The organism is Paenibacillus sp. FSL R7-0312, assembly GCF_038004445.1.
Taxonomy (GTDB): domain Bacteria; phylum Bacillota; class Bacilli; order Paenibacillales; family Paenibacillaceae; genus Paenibacillus_AQ.
The window spans coordinates 3,776,359-3,794,250 of record NZ_JBBORE010000001.1 but is presented as its reverse complement, the minus strand read 5'-3'; the positions used below and the strand labels follow the sequence as shown (position 1 = coordinate 3,794,250).

Genomic DNA, 17,892 nt, shown 5'->3' with positions numbered 1-17,892 from the left:
CCGTCCCTCTCTCAGGGGACCGGAATTTCTTTTTCCATAATAAAATCATCCATGACGAATCCATTCCCGATATCCGCCATTTGTTCCCTTAGGGTCCGAAAGCCTTTTCTCTTATAGACTGCAATGCTGGATGCATTATCACGATTGACCGTTAGCCAAATATGAGTCAGGTTCCGCTCTTGGCACAGCTTCTCCAGGAAGGCCAACGCTTGGCTGGCATAGCTGCGACCCCTGTACTCCTTGCCTATATAGAACTTGCTCAAGAAGAGCTTTCCTTCCTCTTGTCTCGCCGACATATACCCCACCGTGGCGCCTTCCCCGTTATGGATTAAGTAATATTCATAACCCTGATGATGGATCTGCTGCGTAATTGCAGGAACCGACTGGTACTTGTCAAGCATATACTCGATCTGCTCGGCGGTAATAATGGAAACATAATATTCGCGCCATATTTCTGCCGCCAATCGGGCAACTTCAGCGGTTTCTTCCGCTGTATGCACATGTGGAAATCTAAGTTTCATTATATGTACCTCCTTTGGGCGCGGACATCGAAGCAGACGCTCATGCTTTGGTATAGCCGTTCAATTCCAGCCAGGAAGCACAGGCATCGGTCCAGGTCCGTGTATGCGGCTCATCGGCTCCTAAACCAATCCCGTGTATCCCATGTGCATAAATGTGCAGATCGAACGGAACACGGTGACGGCTCAGCCCTGCGGCGAACAGCAGGCTGTTCTCTACGGGAACGGAAGCGTCATCTGAGGTATGCCAGAGGAATGTTGGCGGAGTCTCTGCGCTCACCTGGAACTCACTGCTAAGCCGCAGCGGCAATTGCTCATCCGGGCTTACTCCCAGCAGGTTCTCCTTCGAGCCCTGATGCGTTACCCCTTCGGTCATGGAAATGACCGGGTAGCATAGAATCAGCCGGTCCGGCCGGCTGGACAGCCTCTCCAGCGGCTCCGGATGATCGGGATTTCCCAGATCATATAACACCCCGGCCGTCGAAGCCAGATGTCCACCGGCGGAGAAGCCCAGAATGGCCAGTCGGTCCGGGTCAATTCCGAATTCATCCGCCCGGAAGCGGATCGTCCGCAACGCTCTTTGCGCATCCTGTAGCGCACTCGGGTATTTATAAGGTGCAACACGGTAGCGCAGCACAAACGCTGAAATCCCGAGTGTGTTCAACCATTCTGCAACCGGCCCTCCCTCGTGATCGGCACGCATCGCATAGCCGCCTCCCGGACAAATCACAACAGCGGCATTCTGCTTGCCTTCAACTAAATAAGGTGTAATCGCGGGCCGGTCCTCATCACTGTTTCCCAGCGCTCCGGGCGCACCCTCAGGCCATAGCAATAACGTTTCCATCATCATCCCTCAAGCTTTCCTTCTATAATAGAATAGGTAGTAGAGGAAATAAGTTCCTCTAGGCAATTCTATCAAGGTCTTACAGATCATGCAATCCGGATACTACCAGATCTGCCTCCTTCAGCACTTCCCGTTTCCCGATGCCAACGACCTGCATTCCCGCAGCTTTCCCGGCGGCTACACCGGCCTCGGCATCCTCGAATACCACGCAGTCCTGCGGCTGCAGGCCCAGTTCCCGGCAGGCAGTCTGAAACACTTCCGGGTCCGGTTTTGCCCGGGATACCTTATTGCCGTCAACAACGGCATCGAACAGCCCAGCAATATTCAGCTTATCCAGTATAAATACGGCATTCTTACTGGCTGAACCGAGGGCAACCCCTACACCGCGCATTCTAAGACCGCTGAGGTATGTCATGACACCAGGCAGCAGCTCCGATTCATCCAGTCCGGAGATGTATTCCACGTAAAGGCGGTTTTTCTTATCTGCCATGACAAGCTTCTCCGCTTCACTGAATTCCAGCCTGCCAATCTCCAGCAGGATATCCAGTGACCTCATCCGGCTGACACCCTTGAGCCGTTCATTATGCTCTACCGTGAACTGGAATCCAAGCTCTTCTGCCAGCGAGCGCCACGCAAGATAGTGATATTTGGCGGTATCTACAATTACACCGTCCAGATCAAAAATAGCACCTTTCATTTGCTCCAGCATCTGTTATATGTCCTCCTTATTGCTTCTTGTTTGCTTGATTATTTTGTAGTGAAGATCCGGTAAATTATCTAATTCCTGCCCAGCATACAATATTAATTCTAATGTTGCCGAATTGTCGTGACTCCGGAGTCCGCATTCTCCTCTGCAGCCCCTTCCACTCTACCCTGAGCCCGCAGCCGCAGCTGTATGCCCGGACGGCACAGCTCCGGTTCGCCGCCGAAGCCGGCGAATGCTACAGCTTCACTGTTGTCCGGCGCCGCGGTGACGGTGATCTCTTCCCGGCTGATCTGCAGCCGGAAGCTGCCTCCTCGCAGCACAACCGGCAGCTCCACAGCTGTCCACGCCTTAGGCAGCGCCGGATTCATCACAGCGGTCACACCATCAAACTGAAGACCTCCGAAGCCGAGCACCGCTGCCATCCATGCGCCGCCGTTCGCAGCCGGATGGGTCCCGCCGATATAGAGATCGCCAACATACTGCTTCGATTCTCCGGTGAGATCTACAGTGGCTGTACGCATAAAGTACGGATATCCCCAGTCAGGTAAGCCGATATCGGCAGCGACAAGTGCGTAAATGCACGGACTAAGGCTGGAACCATGCTCGGTTCGCGGCTCATAGAATTCCCAGTTGGCCCTCTTCACTTCCTTACTGAATTTCTCTTTGAACAGGTTCAGCATCAGCACGATATCAGCCTGCTTCAATATTCTTGTGGAGGTGGCCAGCCCGTTGCCTCCACCCCAGTATTCATGTTTGTTGATCACCCGTGATTTCAGCTCAGCCAGTGCAACCTCTTCCAGCTTCAGATAGCGGTCGAACTGTTCAATAACCAGGGTGTCCGGGTCCGGCTGCGGAACATAGAAATGCTCCAGCATATCTGTGAACTCAGCCAGGAACGGCCCCTCAGCAAACCGTCCTGCCAGCTCCGCATACACAGCCGGGTATTTGTCCTGCAGCAGACCCGCTGTCCGCAGTGCAATTTCCAGTGTCTCCTGCACCAGAGCATTGGTGAACGCATTATTGTTGACCCGCTCATGATATTCATCCGGTCCGGTAACATCCAGAATCTCGTAACGTTTCTTCACCGGATTATAATAAGCATACGAGTACAAGAAACGTGCACACTCCCAGATGACTTCAGCTCCGCCGTCCGCAAGCATACTGTCATCTCCGGTGAACTGGATATACTGCCAGATCCCGTGCACGACATCTGCACTGATATGCACCTGCTTATCCCGGAAATAGGTCCGCATTGGCCGTCCGGTAAACACATCATTCACATTGAACAGTGTACAGGCATCATCTCCCGAATCCTGGCTCTCCCAGGCATAAAAAGCACCCAGATACCCATACTCTGCTGCCTTACGGCGGGCACCGTCCAGTGTATGGATGCGGTACATCATCAGATTGCGGGCAATGCCGGGATCACTATGCAGGAAGAACGGCAGCATGAACATTTCCGTATCCCAGAACACAGCTCCTTTATAGACTTGGCCGGATAGGCCGCGTGCAGGAATGGATACTTTCTCAGACAACGTTGGCGCAATAATCAGCAGCTGATAAATGCTGTACCGGAGAGCGAACTGCGCATCATTATCTCCTTCGATCACCACATCGCTGCTTAACCACCGCTCTTCCCATTTCCGGCAATGGGCTGCCAGCAGCTCTGCATAACCTGCCGCAGCCGCAGTCCTGACTGTTCGTACCGCCTGTACAGCAGCTTCCCCCTCCATGTCCAGCCCGGTGAAGACGGCCACATATTTGTACCATTCATAGATCTCTCCAGCCTTGGCGTCAAAAGAAACCGTCCGGAGCGCTGCCTCCCCATGGATACGCTGCTCCGCAAACGCGAAATCCGCCTGCTCAGCAACCGCGACCGGCAGCTGTAATTCACCCGTAACAGCCGTTGCCAGGAGCACGCCTTCCTTCAGCTGATTCCGCTGCTCAAACAGATGGGGGCCGTTGATATCCCAGACCTCACCGTCAATCCCTGTTTCAATCTCTATCCGGCAATCCACCGTACTATGAATTGTCCATTTACCGGCCAGCACATGCAGCTGATCCATGCTGACGAACCGCTCCGCTGTGAGGGTCAACTGTCCACCGTCCCGGACACTGAACACCGTCTCCCGCCGGTGGACTGCTGCGCGGAGTTCCAGGCTCTGTATATGAGCCTGCGGCTCCGTCTCCAGAACGCTAAGCACTTTCCCGTCACAGCTGATTACGGTGAACATACCGTTCGGGGCATTCACCGGCTCGCGCCATTTATCTCCCGCTCTGTCGTATACCCCGGCCAAAGTAACCGCCGTGAGCTGCTCCTTGCCGAACTCCTCGAGCACACCCCGGAAGCCCATATACCCGTTACCGGTCATATATTTATTCCCGTTGGTTGTAATCCTGCCAGGTTCGAAGCTGCTTTCGCTTACGGTCCAGTTCATTATGCCATCATCCCTTCACCCAGCGGAAGCTTCGTACCTGCAACATCCACCTTCACCAGCCGTCCGTAAATCATAACCTCAGTGCTTCCACCCTCTATGGCTCTGAAGCTAACCGAATCCTTGTTCACAATAATTCCGAGCAGCACGCCCTCAACCCTCACCTGGAAGCTATAGGAGGTCCAGCGCTGCGGCAGTGTAGGCTGGAAGGACAGACGGGTACCATCAGAACGCATGCCGCCGAAGCCGTACACAATGTTCATCCAGGCTGCTGCAATCGAAGTTGTATGCAATCCTTCTCTGGTATTTCGGTTGTAGTTATCCAGATCCAGCCGGGTAGCGAATTCGAAGAAATGATACGCTTCCTCATGTTTGCCGACTTCACTGGCCAGAATGGAATGAATGGACGGCGAGAGTGAAGATTCATGGATACATCTGGATTCGTAGTATTCATAATTCGCAAGCTTGGCTTCTCTGGAGAACTGTCCGTTATATAAGAACATGAACATCAGCACATCCGGCTGCTTGATCATGTCATAGCGGTACAGGCGGTCATAAGACCAATTCGAGTAGAGCGGGAATTCGGATACCGGAATCGAGTGAATATCAATATGAGGCATATCAAAAAATCCGTCATGCTCCTCATACACCCCGCTCTCCGTATCCAGCGGAATCTTCATATGCTCGTGTTTGTTGTCCCAATCCGCCAATTCCTCTTCGCGGAGCTCCGTTTTGGCAACAACGGCTGCATATGCTTCAGGCGTCTTCACCTTCATCTCGGCAATGGTTTCGAGTGTGAATTCAAATAATTTCTTAGCCATCAGATTGATATAGCAGTTATTGTTGACCATCAGCTGAAATTCGTCAGGTCCCATTACTCCGAAATAACCGTATTCTCCGCTGCGCTGACCCCACTGGCCGCGGGTTGCATAGAAGCGGCTGATCTGAATCAGCATCTCAGCACCTTTGCTGTAGAGGAATTCCCGGTCACCTGTATTCTTCACATAATGCCAGATGCCGTAGGAAACAGCTGTTCCAACATGCAGCTGAAGGTTAGAGTGCTGCCACAGATCACAGCTCTCAGTCCCGTCAATCGTGGCAATGGGATAAAAAGCACCTTCGCAATCCACATCCTTCCCGCGCTGCATGGCTTCCGGCAGTGACTTATAGCGGAACTCCAGCAGGCTGCGGGCCGCCTTCGGATTATTGAACATATAGAACGGCAGACAGTAGGATTCCGTATCCCAGAAGGCCAGACCGCGGTATGCTTCTCCCGTCAGCCCTTTGGCACCGATGTTATAGCCCGGATGATCTCCATGATAGGTCTGATACAGCTGGAAAATGCAGAACCTTATCCCCTGCTGATTCTCGGGATCGCCTTCAATAGTGATATCACTGGTTGCCCAGATACCACTCCAGTAAGAGGCTTGGTCAGCAAACACCTGTTGCTTTTCCAGCCCGCTTACCCCGGCCGCAAGCTCCATACCTTCAGCCCAGAGGCTATCCTCCGTACGGGAGGCTTTGTTGTCCGCCGCATTCACGACGAGCTTGGTGAAGGAAGCCGGTTCTCCTTGAGACAGTTCAAGAGAGAACTTCCGTCCGATGAACCGGTCACGCTCCACAAGCTCTGTATTTAGTGGCTGGGAGGACTGAAGTATAAACCCGGAGAAAAGCTTGTTCCCGGTTGTCAGCGTACTTCCCAGGATAGCTGTAACTGCCTCTACGTCTCCGCTGCGCAGCTGCTTCCACATGCTCTGGCCGTGTTCTTCGTGGATCATGTTGAAATCAAGACCCGTACAGATATCTACACTCCCCGTGAAGTTAAGCGGCTCAAAGGTGATCTGCTGCAGACCCAGATGAGACATTGTCATACTTACCAGGCGCGCGAAGCTGATCTGCAGCTGTTTGCCGTCCGGCAGATGCCAGATGAATTCCCTCCGGAATGTCCCGGTACGGAAATCCAGTCTGCGGGAGTAATTCGTAACCTTGCTATGAGCCAGATCGAGCTGTAAGCCATCAACGGATATTCGCGTATACAGCCAGTCCACCGCATTCACCATATAACGGAGTGTCCGGATAATGCCCTTATAATGGTTGCCGACATTCATCTGCTCGTTTAGCCCATTCAAGTAGCTGCCAGGCAGTGAATCTCCGCTGTACCCTTCTTCGGCATACCCCCGCACGCCCATATACTCATTGCCCAGTGAAAAAATCGATTCCGAGGTCCGGTTACGCTCCGGATCAAAGCCCTCTTCTATTATCGCCCACGGATCGACCTTCAGATATTTGTCCGCCACTTTTGCCATATTTGATTTCTCCTTCTCTAAGGGAATGTTCCGCCCTTCCCGCAGTTGTCCACGGAGGTACGGACGCTCAGTTCCAGAGTATCTCTAAGTACCTTCAGGACCAAGGTCTGCTTATAACGGAGTTATGTGCATTTTTACGGAAATGGGGAGATCCAGCAAAAACAAAAAAAGCCGCAAGCTCCCAGGATCTATCCAGAATAGGAGACAGCTGCTATAATATCCTGTAATACAGGTTATGGACCCACTTTTGGTGCGAAAACATATCATATTTCACACAAACGAAGTGAAAATTATCACAATGTAAAAAAATCGACACTTTTTCGCGAAATTTTTTAACCATAAAGAGGAATTAACATGTATAATTAATTTAAAATTTACTGAAAAACTGAGGGAATAAAGGGGATGTCGATTATGATAAAGGAACATTATAATGTTATCGAAGCCCGCGGCAATACAAACTGTTTCTCCGAACAGAACTTTAACCGGCTATTGGTCACAATGAAGGAGCGCATGGTCCCTGAAGGCTCTCACCTATTCTGGGAAGGCGACTATTCGGATAAATTGTTTTATATCAAACGTGGACGTGTGAAACTAACCAAATCAACTGACGAAGGCAAGGAACTAATCCTGTATATGTATCAGGCCGGTGACATGGTTGGTCAGGCAGACCCCTTCTTCAGCACGAAGCATAGCTTTACTGCCGAAGTAATTGAAGAAAGTGAAGTCGGCGTCATCGAGCAGAAGGATCTGGAGATTCTGATCTGCCAGCACTGTGATTTCGCGATTGACTTCATGAAATGGATGGGGATTCATCACCGTCTCACGCAGACGAAATTCCGCGATCTGATGATGTACGGCAAACCAGGTGCACTCTGCTCTACGCTGATCCGTCTGGGCAACACCTATGGCGAGAAGACAGGCGACAGCATTCTGATCAACAAAAAAATCACGCATACAGACCTGTCCAACATGATCGGCGCTACCCGTGAGAGTGTTAACCGCATGCTGAGTGATCTGCGTAAAAAAGACGCTGTAGAGTATGAGAACGGCATGATTGTCATTAAGGATCTGTCGATGCTTCAAGACATCTGCCATTGTGAATTGTGCCCTAACGAAATCTGCCGAATTTAATTCCTAATAATAATACCCTCTATTCACCTCAATGAAACATATATGACCCAATAAATTAATAGAGTGGTCGAAGGCGCCTTGTCCGGCGTCTTTTTTTCTTGTCTGCTGAAGAGATTCCCGCGCTGCCAGCAATTCTACAAGGTCTTTATTTCCCAAGAATCATAGTATTCCGTCCCCATAGTCAGCACATCCCCGCTAAGCCATTTCGCTGCCAGTACAGCTGCCGGTGAAGCCGAATCCAGCGTGATCCGTGCTAATTCCACCCATTCCATTCCGCTCGAATCCTGTTCCGCAAAAGCTGAAATAACTGCTGGCGTCTGCTCCCCGTCCAATTCAACCTGGTACAACGCTGCCAAATGATGCATATGCGTGAATTCTTCCTCCTGATAACGGACAAAAAAATCGAATATGCCCAGGTTTCGTTCTACCTTGACTGTGAATCCGGTCTCTTCCTTGAATTCTCTGACCAGGCCGTCAAGCAGTGATTCGTTCTCTTCGAGTCTTCCACCAGGCAGATCGTATCTTCCCGTGTATGGCCCTCTTCCCTTATGAATTACCAGCAGCTTGCGGTCACACTGGCAAATTCCATATACGCCAAAATGGTTAAAGCTCTTCATGACTGTCCACTCCCTGATTCGAGTCCTAAACAGCTTACCACAGATAGATGCTCCTTTCAGTGACAAAAAAGCCCCGCAGTAATTAAACTGCGGGGCTTCTAAATTAACTTATTTTCTTAGTCTGCATGGCAGTTGATACTTTACGGGGACTACGCACAGGTGAGATCAGCCAGTATGCCATGCCGACGAATACACCGCCGCCGATGATATTGCCGAGCGTAACAGGAATCATGTTATGCAGCCAGCCGGCAATGCTCACGGTCTCAGGGTGATTCGGCAGCAGCACTGCCACGCTGAGCAGCGTCATGTTCGCTACACTGTGTTCGTAGCCGCTTGCGATGAAGGCGAACAGGCACCACCAGATCAGCACCAGCTTCGCCGCTTCACTCTTGGCACGGGAGGACATCCACAGTGCGAGACAGACAAGCCAGTTACACAGAATACCGCGGAAGAACAGCTCCGAGAACGGCAGGCTCATCTTCTTGGCTGCTGCAGTGAAGATCAGATGATCCACCGGAGCTGCCTTGAACAGTCCCGAACCCTGAATGAGCAGGGCCAAGATTATTGCTCCGGCTACATTGCCAAAGAAGACGAGAACCCAGTTCTTCACGGTATCCCAGACCGTAGTTCTCCCGGCAAGCGTGCTTACCGTGAAGAACATATTATTTCCTGTGAACAACTCCGAGCCAGCGAATACAACCAGGGTCAAGGCAATCCCGAAGGATGCACCCATAATCAGCGGCTGGAACGGTGACTTGATCGCTGCCAGCGGCGCCCCCAGCGAGAAGATCAGAATAATACCAATACCTACATAAGCTCCTGCCAGGAGTGCCGCCAAGAAATATTTGGGCAGGCTCTCATTCATCTTGTCGCGTTTGCCTACGGCTGTCTCAACGATATTCTCTACGCTCTGCGTAAACATATCTACACCTGCTCTTCTTTTAATTTATAGCCTTGCCACTGCCGCAGGCAGACTAACCTTGACGACTCCGTCCTCCACAACAACCGGATGGACTACTGCCTGACCGCGGTCCGGAGCCTGAACTTCTCCGGTCCGCAGATCGATTTTCCAGTCATGAAGCGGGTCATACAAATAATAGCCGGATACAATCCCCTCAGCGAGCGGACCGCCCTTGGGGTGGGGACTGTGGTTCTCCACGGCATAGAAAGCGCCATCCGATGTGCGGAATATCGCTAACTCCACCTCGCCTGCATTTACTACCCGGCCAATCTGCAGCATGAAATCGTCTGCGGCTCCTACTGCATACTCTCGATTACTGAGTTCCATAATTTTCTCTCCCTCTCCCTTCAGGCTAGACCCGTGTCTGTTCGAACAGTGCTGTGCGGGTACTGTTGTCATCCAGCATCTTTTTCCATGGATCGCTGACTTGTGCCAGGGCGAAGTCGATCCGTGCAGCGAGTTCTTTCCGGTTGTCATCACTGCCCAGAATAACGTTCTGGATATGCTCAAGGCCCATACGTTCTACCCATTCTGAAGTTCTCTCCAGGTAATTTCCGGTTTCACGGTAATACTGCATTACGGCGGAGCAGACCTCGACCAGCTCTTCATCGGTTCTTACCTTGCAGAAGGCATCTGCGATCCGTGGCTTAATCCCGCCGTTGCCGCCGATGAATACTTCCCAGCCGCCGTCGTTGCCAACAATGCCGATATCCTTCGTGCAGGATTCTGCGCAGTTGCGCGGACAGCCGTTAACCGCCATTTTGAACTTGGCTGGCATATCCAGGCGCTCATACTTGCGCTCAAGCATAGCGCCCATGCCCATGGAATCCTGTGTGCCAAAGCGGCAGAACTGTGAACCAACGCAGGTCTTGACCGTACGTAAGGATTTCGCATAGGCATAGCCGGATGGCATATCCAGCTCCTCCCACACCTTCGGCACATCCTCTTTTTTGACACCGATCAGGTCCAGACGCTGCCCGCCGGTCACCTTCACAACCTTCACATCATACTTCAGGGAAACATCGGCGATGCGTTTCAAATCCTCTGGAGTGGTAACCCCGCCGTACATCCGCGGAACAACCGTATAAGTTCCGTCCTTCTGAATATTGGCGCTCATCCGTTCATTCACGAAGCGCGATTCCTTCTCGTCCTCATGGGTGTCCGGATAGATCATACCCAGATAATAGTTCACAGCAGGACGGCATTTAGAACAGCCTTCTGATTGCTTCCAGTCCAGCACATGCATAACTTCTTTGGTGGTTTTGAGGCCTTTAGCCGTAATTTCGGCTACAATCTCATCCCGGCTAAGCGGGGTACAGCTGCAGATCCCCTGCTTGGCGCTTTGCTGGAAGCTATCTCCCAGAACGAACTGCAGAATCTGCTCAACTACAGGCTTACAGCCGCCGCATGAGCGGGTTGCGCCTGTACAAGCCTTGATCTCATCCACTGTAGTGAATCCATTCTCCGTAACGGCATCAACAATCGCCTTTTTGGTTACCCCGTTGCAGCCGCAGACAATTTCTTCATCGGCCATCGCTTCAACCGATAGCCCTTTCTTGGCTCCGCCTCCGCCGCAGCAGCCTGTGCCCATGACCTCTCCATAGATCTCATCGGTCATTTCTGTTCCCTGCTTCACCAGCTTCTGCAGGCTCGCTGCTTCCGTTACATCACCGAACAGAACCGCGCCGACAATAATGTTGTTTTTGAGCAGAATCTTCTTATAGGTTCTCTTCCACTCATCCTTGGCGGATATGACGGTATGCTCCGCTGTTTCGGTGAACTCTCCGGCCGAGAAAACATCAACACCGGAAATCTTGAGCTTCGTCGCGACAACCGAACCTTCGTATCCCGGAGTCTGCACACCAGACAAATGCTTGGCCAGTACCATCCCCTGCTCGAAGAGAGGCGCTACCAGACCATAGCAGGTGCCCCGGTGCTCCGTACATTCACCGACAGAATACACATTAGCCATGGAGGTCTGCAGATAGTCATTGACGACAATCCCGCGGTTAACCTCGATGCCGCTATCCTTGGCAAGCTGAACATTAGGTTTAATTCCGACTGCCATTACCACAAATTCTGCGGGCAACTCACTGCCGTCACTGAAGCGCAGCCCCGTAACCCGCTTTTCTCCAGTCAATTCGACCGTCTGCTTACCCATGGCGAATTTCACACCTTGACGCGCAAGCTCCGCCTGCAGCATAGAAGATGCCGTACGGTCCAGTTGCCGTTCCATCAGATCCTCAAGCAGATGCACAACGGTAACGTCCATCCCCAGATTCACGAGGCCTTTGGCTGCTTCAAGACCAAGCAGACCTCCGCCGATCACAGCTGCCGTGCGGTACTGCTTCGCTGCAGCCAGCATGGCATCGCAATCTGCGATATCACGGAAGCCGACTACCCCGTCTTTTAAACTGCCAGGAACAGGTAATATAAACGAATTAGAACCCGTAGCAATGATAACCTTGTCGTAATGAACCGCCTGTCCGTTATCAGTAATCACCTGCCTGGTTTGTTCATCAATCCGGATCACAGTCGTTCCAGTATGCAGGGTAATATTGTTATCTTCATACCACTGGCGGTCATTCAGAATAATATCTTCAATGGTTTTACTGCCTTCGAGAACATAGGACAGCATAATCCGGTTGTAATTGGGATGCGGCTCACTGCCGATAATCGTGATATCATAAGCCCCGCCCAGCTTTAAAATCTGCTCAATAGTGCCTACACCCGCCATGCCATTGCCAATCAGCACTAACTTTTCTCTGTTCGCTGTCACTGGTAGAACCCTCCTTCGAAACTCAGATTTCTTCACAAACTTGCTTGATATTGAAATTATACTGTCCAAAATTCCCCGGCATTTGTGATTCCAGTCACATTAAATGTGAAACATTTCACATAAAGTAAAATACAAAAAAAGGACCCCTGCGCACTCGGCACAGAAATCCTTGTATCCGATAAAACGGATTCCGCTATCGTAATTACCTCAGAACCAGTGATATCTCCAGCTTGTCCTGCGGTCTGAGCTTCATATCCACACCATTTCCCAGCAGCGCTTTGTCATTAACCTTCAGTTTCCACTCCTCACTGCTGAGTGGTGTGTAATCCATTACGGTAAGAACCGTCTTGTTATTCTCTGCCAGCTTAATCATTCCGCTGTTCTTCATAAGTCCCTTCACTGACAAATCTTCCGTATAGGACAGCACATGCGAATGTGTCAGCTCAGGCTGTTCACTCCCGCCATTCACCATAAGGATAACCGGTTGAAATAACGCCCCGGCTGCGGCCGGCTGCGCTGAGAAGACAATCGCTGCTCCAGCCTCGATTTTACTGTTCCAGTCCGTAAGCTTCTTGCTGTTCACTTGTACTTCCCACATCATATCCTGACTGAGCGCAACCCTATTGACCTCAAGAATACTATAGCCGTCTGCTGCAAAAGTAACGATCCCGCTCTTTCTCAGCAGTTCTATAATGGAATTACCTTCAATATAAGCTTCGTTAAGCAGTCTGCCGGAGGTTCCGGCCATTTCACGTTCACCCACCAGAATTGAAAAAGATAGTCCTGTGCTGCCGCCCGTATTTCCCGGTCCCAGATCCGAGCTGCAGCCGCTGGCTGTGAGTATAAAAACAAGGCACAGTAGTAAGCGCCCCATCCATTTCGTGGACATTCCACGGCACCGCCTTCTTATGTAATATCCCTGACTCCTTTAAGGATACCGCATAGAAGACCTGTTCTCAAATTATTTCTGCTCTAAACCTAACGTTCTTTATAACAAAAAAGTCCCCGGAGGGACTTTCCGTAGCACTACATTTTATTGATAACGCAGGAACAGGATATTATTCTCCAGATGCACATGCTCAAAGGTCATACCCTCCAGCTCCTCAAGGCGTGCATAGGTCAGGCGGTAAGTCGTACAGGCGTGCGCAGGCGGTGTGTAATCGTTGGTTACCCTGCGGAGCTCGCGGAGGATCTCACCGGCACCGTCATGCTCAGCTTCAAGATTATGCAGCAGGCCGCGCAGCTCCGATAGGCCTTCTTCAGTCGGGTTCTGTGTGTAGGCCAGCATTTTAGGGAATTCGCTCTCTTCTTCCTTCGCCGTATGCTGAAGCAGATCTTCGCGCAAAAGATTAAACAGGCGGTGCATCTCACCCAGATGCGGAGAATCCTCGCCATGAACGCGGAAGACCTTGGTCACATTCTGGCTGATTAACGGAAGCTCTTCACGCAGGTAGCGGTGATGCTTGTTCACGATATAATTCACCAGCTCTTCAGAGGAGGCCTCGTTCCAGGCTGTATCCTCTTCCAGCACCGGATGCTCTTCCTGCAGCTTGTTCAGATCCTGAATCATCGCTTCCGGATCAAGCCCTTTCTCGGCAGCAGCTTCAGCCAGCGGCTTCGCGCCTCCACAGCAGAAATCAATGCGCTTAGCCTTGAAATAATCCGCAGACTTAGGGAACTGCAGGACGATGTCTCTGACCATTGCTTCAGAGGTAAAACCTGATTGAATTGTTATATCGTTTAATTGATTGGACGCCATTGTGGCCCCTCCTCATGTTATGGGTATAGGTTTTTGTTGCTGATCACCTTTACACCTTAACACCGGCAGGAAGTCGGACTAGTGATTGTACGCACTGGATATATAAAATTTTATTGAACGGAATGATTATGATAAAATCCACTGTGTATAATATAGTAGACATAATGTTAAATATATATTACAATCTACGCGAGGTGAGGGAATGGGGAAAAACCTGAGGCTTAAGGCCTCAAGAGCGGCAAAAGATATGTCGCAGAAGCAGCTGGCGGATGCTGTGGGGGTCACCAGACAGACGATTATTGCGATTGAGAACGGTGACTACAATCCCACAATCAGGTTATGTATTGATATTTGCCTAACACTGGGTAAGACGCTGGATCAACTTTTTTGGGAGGGAACTGAGCATGAGCAAAGCTAACCTGGACGAAAGACAACTGTTGAAGCGGAACAAAGCGGGGAATCAGTCATTTATTTTACTGGCCTTCCTGCTGTTGGCAGATATGGGCCTGCATAATTACGGAATAGACTGGCTCAAGTATCCATTGAGTAATTATGTTATTTTTATGATTGGTGTCGGCTCCTATTTGGTACGTCTGATCTGGAACGGTTCCTATGTAGGACCTGGACGGGAGGGCCTGACAGCTAATAGCAGAAGCGCAGCCGTTATCCTTCTAGCAATTCTGATTGCAGTATGCATCATTATTACCGCGCGCATGAGTCCATCCCCGATAATACCAGACGGTAGTGCAAGCGGAAACGCAATTCTGATCATATCTGCAGCAGTTGGAGTGGTGATCTTAAGTTTGGTTTATTGGATCAGAAGAAGGAATAACCGGGATGAGGCGTAAAAAGTACCTGGCGGATTCCTAATGATACTCAATCATTCCCAAAGTGCTGCCGCATCAAGGAGCTCAACAAGTTATTCAGCAGCACTTTCATTCTTGTTTTTCCTCTAGAATCATTCTCAAAGCCACCTTTAACTCTTCAATGTATGCATAATATGATTTATTGAACAGTCGCCTGCATATACGTCCGCTTACCCTGTGCATCCTTCAGATAGGGTCCGAGTCCGGCAAAGCGCGAATGGTCCACGTACACACCCGTCATCCATCTGCCTTCAGTCAGACCTCCATTCCACTCCAGCACCAGATCGGGGGCGGAGATCCATTCCTGATAGACTCTAATATTCTTGTCCTTATATTCTTTAGCAGGCTTGTTCCTCTCCATAAGCGGGGTCTGTGTCAGATAGGTAGGCACGAAATAGGCAGCTATAAGTTCCAAATCGTCCTCGCTTAGAAAAGCCTCTCCGCCCAGGTAGGGCTGGAGGAGCAGTGTATTCTCATACATCGACCAGATGACCGCCTGCAGCACCATGCTCTGGCTAATTCCGTTATGAAATGTGAATCGGCGCTTCGGTCCGGACAGATCGCCAGCCTCAGCCGCGACAGGCTCCAGACAATGCCGTTCACAACCGATGCATTTCCAGCCGGAGGGGCTTTGAATCCACTTCTGAAACACACTGCCGCCATCATTGTCCCCTTTATATAGAGAGGATATGATCTCATAAGGCACGCCAATCCAGGCATCCCATAATGAAGCGGGAAGATGGCTATGAAGCATAAACAACACCTTGTCATAAATCAGCTGCACTCTAATTGAAGCAGTCTCCAGTTCAGCGACATCCTTTTTTCCATAGGCTATTTCGCGGGAAAACAAGGTGATGGTCATGATCCTCGCCTCCTAAAAGTTTTGTGAGCTTAAACATCCCTGAATCAGACATCGTTCAAAACTTGCATCGAAAGCATACGCTTGGTTTTGTGAGCCTAAACATCCCTGAATCAGACATCGTTCAAAACTTGCCCCGAAAGCCTCGTCTTAGTTTGCTTGCCTTAACTTTGGCTTATTCACATCCTCCTTAGGCTTTTCCCAGTTTTGTCAGCGCTTCCACACATCCGTAACTTTAGTTTGTTCTATTATATTACACAGGTTTGGACACAGTGCAAGTTTTATTTAGCAGAACCGAAGCAAAAACCCCTTAAACCGGAGACCGGGTAAGGGGCTGTCATTAGGAATATGAAACGTAACTACTCAACCCAGCTCTCGGCCCAGAACTGAATTTGCTGCATAACCGGCTCAAGCGCCCGGCCTTTGACCGTTAATTCATACTCAATGCGCACAGGTGTTTCCGGGTACACATGCCGTACCAGAATGCCTTCACATTCCAGATCCTTCATACGCTCGGACAGCATCTTGTCGCTCATTGTCGGAATCAGTCCGGAAATATCCTTGAACCGCTTAGGGCCGCTCATCAATGTCTGAATAATAAGTCCATTCCAACGTTTGCCTAAAAAAGAAAAGGCCGTCTCGAATCTCGGGCACATCGTCAGTTGATGTTCTTCCATTGTTTTTCACCTCTCACTTGTGAAGCTTACTATTAGTTAGTATATATAATTTTACCACATTTATTCTGTAATGAACATCGTTTACCAAAAAAAAGTTCATTAACCATAACTATTATATCTTCGTTGTCAATCCCTTGTGTCTGCTTTCTGCTCCCGCTGATGAATCGCTTCAGTTACCACGTAAGCGAGGTCATCATTGCTATATAGCGACAGTACACCAAGTACGGTGTCATCGGAGATAAAACCGGCCTCTTCCTCGGATACAGTCAGTGCCAGGGCATTGCTCAGCGCCTGATTGCCTTCCTGCTGCGGATATGCCTGTAAATACAGTGCGTGCGGGTCCAACTTGTTATTCACACACCACTGGGCAAAAACAAGAATCATCATTTCCTCATCCCGTTTGTAGCTTTCGATAATTCTCTCTTCCATTGACTTGCCGTAATCCTGATCCTCCATGTTGTTCTCCTCTCTGCTGCTCATCTGATAATTCAACGGCTGAGCTTCGCTGCCAGCTCATGGCTCGGCAATACGGCTGAAGCGGAAATGCCGCATTGCTCCGGAGTCGCGATATTACTCAGGTAATGGCTGACGGCTCCGCTGAAGCCTCTGCGCTCCAGTATAGTGTCCCAGCTGCCGAAATTCTGCGTGCGCGGCAGGGAACCCTGCTCATATAATGTCGCCCGTTCCATATCCGTCACTTCGACTGATCTGCCGTTTCCGTGCAGCTCCAGCTTCTCCAGATCAGCACCGGCATCACGCACCATGCTGTATATTCCGGTTGCTCCGCTCTTCCAGTCCAGCTGTCCCAATGACTGTAACAATCTGTCCTCCGCATCTGTCTTCAGGCTGCTGTGAAGCAGCTCATAATCGCCGCCGCACAGCCAGAGGAGCAGATCCAGCATATGGATCAGATCATCATGAATAGTCTCACGGCTTGCTCCCTGCTGCAGCTTCGTCCGGTGCTTGATTGCACTGCATTGGCTAATGCCCCCGGCCTTCAGCAGCCAGGACTTGGCCGCCATGTACATCGGAGCATAGCGGCGGTTGAAGCCGACACCCAGCAGCAGACCCTTGTTCTCCGCGAGTTCAGCCATCCGCCGGGATTCTTCCAGATTATACGACAGCGGCTTATCCACATATACGGACACCCCATGTTCCAGGCAACGGGTAACAAGTTCATAATGTGTAGGTGTAGGGCTATGCACGAATACAGCATCAAGATCCCAGGATAACAGCTCATTCAGTTCTGTTGTCCCTTTCTGAAGACGATAAGTCTGAACTGCCCGCTGCACCGTCGCAGAGGAATAGCTGAGTACCCCTACAATTTCTGCCTGATCATGACGGGAGAGCAGCGGCAAATAGACTTTACGGGCAATATCGCCGATGCCAATTAATGCTACTCTTTTGCGTACAGGTATATTCATTGAGGTATCT

The 17,892-nt window shown here is 50.5% G+C and carries 18 protein-coding genes; 3 read left to right on the top strand and 15 right to left on the bottom strand.

Going from position 1 to position 17,892, the window contains the following annotated elements; genetic code table 11:
* Nucleotides 1-11: 11 nt before the first annotated feature.
* The 5 genes from MKX70_RS16450 to MKX70_RS16430 all read right to left on the bottom strand — a co-directional run bounded on the left by MKX70_RS16450 (nt 12) and on the right by MKX70_RS16430 (nt 6,809).
* The gene (locus MKX70_RS16450; RefSeq protein ID WP_042237929.1) at nt 12-521 is read right to left on the bottom strand and encodes a GNAT family N-acetyltransferase; all 510 of its coding nucleotides are present in this window, start codon (nt 519-521) and stop codon (nt 12-14) included.
* Nucleotides 522-561: 40 nt separating this feature from the next.
* Entirely contained in the window at nt 562-1,362 is an 801-nt protein-coding gene (locus tag MKX70_RS16445; protein ID WP_042242962.1) for an alpha/beta hydrolase, read from the bottom strand.
* A gap of 79 nt (nt 1,363-1,441) precedes the next feature.
* Entirely contained in the window at nt 1,442-2,071 is a 630-nt protein-coding gene (gene pgmB / locus MKX70_RS16440) for a beta-phosphoglucomutase (RefSeq protein ID WP_042237931.1), read from the bottom strand.
* Between the two features lie 98 nt (nt 2,072-2,169).
* Nucleotides 2,170-4,506, bottom strand: a complete 2,337-nt coding sequence (locus MKX70_RS16435; RefSeq protein WP_340784365.1) for a glycosyl hydrolase family 65 protein — start codon at nt 4,504-4,506, stop codon at nt 2,170-2,172.
* Entirely contained in the window at nt 4,506-6,809 is a 2,304-nt protein-coding gene (locus MKX70_RS16430) for a glycoside hydrolase family 65 protein (RefSeq protein ID WP_042237935.1), read from the bottom strand. The genes MKX70_RS16435 and MKX70_RS16430 overlap by 1 nt, the downstream gene beginning before the upstream one ends.
* Before the next feature lie 411 nt (nt 6,810-7,220).
* Here MKX70_RS16430 and MKX70_RS16425 point away from each other — a divergent pair, with 411 nt between their 5' ends.
* Nucleotides 7,221-7,940, top strand: a complete 720-nt coding sequence (locus tag MKX70_RS16425; RefSeq protein WP_216626496.1) for a Crp/Fnr family transcriptional regulator — start codon at nt 7,221-7,223, stop codon at nt 7,938-7,940.
* Nucleotides 7,941-8,074: 134 nt separating this feature from the next.
* On the opposite strand, the gene MKX70_RS16420 is transcribed toward MKX70_RS16425, so the two are convergent.
* From MKX70_RS16420 to ric, 6 genes are all read right to left on the bottom strand, one after another.
* Entirely contained in the window at nt 8,075-8,557 is a 483-nt protein-coding gene (locus tag MKX70_RS16420; protein WP_042237937.1) for an NUDIX hydrolase, read from the bottom strand.
* A gap of 103 nt (nt 8,558-8,660) precedes the next feature.
* Nucleotides 8,661-9,479 (bottom strand): formate/nitrite transporter family protein, encoded by an 819-nt coding sequence (locus MKX70_RS16415; protein WP_042237939.1) that lies wholly within the window; start codon nt 9,477-9,479, stop codon nt 8,661-8,663.
* 24 nt (nt 9,480-9,503) lie between these two features.
* Nucleotides 9,504-9,845 carry a nitrite reductase small subunit NirD gene (nirD, locus tag MKX70_RS16410; RefSeq protein WP_042237941.1) on the bottom strand — a complete coding sequence of 114 codons (342 nt, stop codon included), beginning with the start codon at nt 9,843-9,845 and terminating at the stop codon, nt 9,504-9,506.
* A 25-nt stretch (nt 9,846-9,870) separates the two neighbouring features.
* The gene (gene nirB, locus MKX70_RS16405) at nt 9,871-12,297 is read right to left on the bottom strand and encodes a nitrite reductase large subunit NirB (protein ID WP_081956599.1); all 2,427 of its coding nucleotides are present in this window, start codon (nt 12,295-12,297) and stop codon (nt 9,871-9,873) included.
* A gap of 202 nt (nt 12,298-12,499) precedes the next feature.
* Nucleotides 12,500-13,186: a hypothetical protein gene (locus tag MKX70_RS16400; protein ID WP_042237943.1), complete on the bottom strand. Its 687-nt coding sequence runs from the start codon at nt 13,184-13,186 to the stop codon at nt 12,500-12,502.
* A 144-nt stretch (nt 13,187-13,330) separates the two neighbouring features.
* The gene (ric, locus tag MKX70_RS16395; RefSeq protein ID WP_042242967.1) at nt 13,331-14,026 is read right to left on the bottom strand and encodes an iron-sulfur cluster repair di-iron protein; all 696 of its coding nucleotides are present in this window, start codon (nt 14,024-14,026) and stop codon (nt 13,331-13,333) included.
* A gap of 232 nt (nt 14,027-14,258) precedes the next feature.
* Here ric and MKX70_RS16390 point away from each other — a divergent pair, with 232 nt between their 5' ends.
* Both MKX70_RS16390 and MKX70_RS16385 read left to right on the top strand, forming a co-directional pair.
* Nucleotides 14,259-14,474, top strand: coding sequence for a helix-turn-helix transcriptional regulator (locus MKX70_RS16390; RefSeq protein ID WP_042237945.1), 216 nt, complete (start codon nt 14,259-14,261; stop codon nt 14,472-14,474).
* The gene (locus MKX70_RS16385) at nt 14,461-14,904 is read left to right on the top strand and encodes a hypothetical protein (protein ID WP_340784355.1); all 444 of its coding nucleotides are present in this window, start codon (nt 14,461-14,463) and stop codon (nt 14,902-14,904) included. The genes MKX70_RS16390 and MKX70_RS16385 overlap by 14 nt, the downstream gene beginning before the upstream one ends.
* A 157-nt stretch (nt 14,905-15,061) precedes the next feature.
* On the opposite strand, the gene MKX70_RS16380 is transcribed toward MKX70_RS16385, so the two are convergent.
* From MKX70_RS16380 to MKX70_RS16365, 4 genes are all read right to left on the bottom strand, one after another.
* Nucleotides 15,062-15,784, bottom strand: a complete 723-nt coding sequence (locus tag MKX70_RS16380) for a hypothetical protein (protein WP_340784351.1) — start codon at nt 15,782-15,784, stop codon at nt 15,062-15,064.
* A 356-nt stretch (nt 15,785-16,140) separates the two neighbouring features.
* Nucleotides 16,141-16,458, bottom strand: coding sequence for a winged helix-turn-helix transcriptional regulator (locus MKX70_RS16375; protein WP_042138775.1), 318 nt, complete (start codon nt 16,456-16,458; stop codon nt 16,141-16,143).
* 126 nt (nt 16,459-16,584) lie between these two features.
* A complete protein-coding gene (locus MKX70_RS16370) occupies nt 16,585-16,914 on the bottom strand; it encodes a hypothetical protein (RefSeq protein WP_042138776.1) in 330 nt (109 codons plus the stop codon).
* Nucleotides 16,915-16,946: 32 nt separating this feature from the next.
* On the bottom strand, nt 16,947-17,882 hold the full coding sequence (locus tag MKX70_RS16365) for a Gfo/Idh/MocA family protein (protein WP_340784346.1): 936 nt from the start codon (nt 17,880-17,882) through the stop codon (nt 16,947-16,949).
* Nucleotides 17,883-17,892 lie beyond the last annotated feature (10 nt).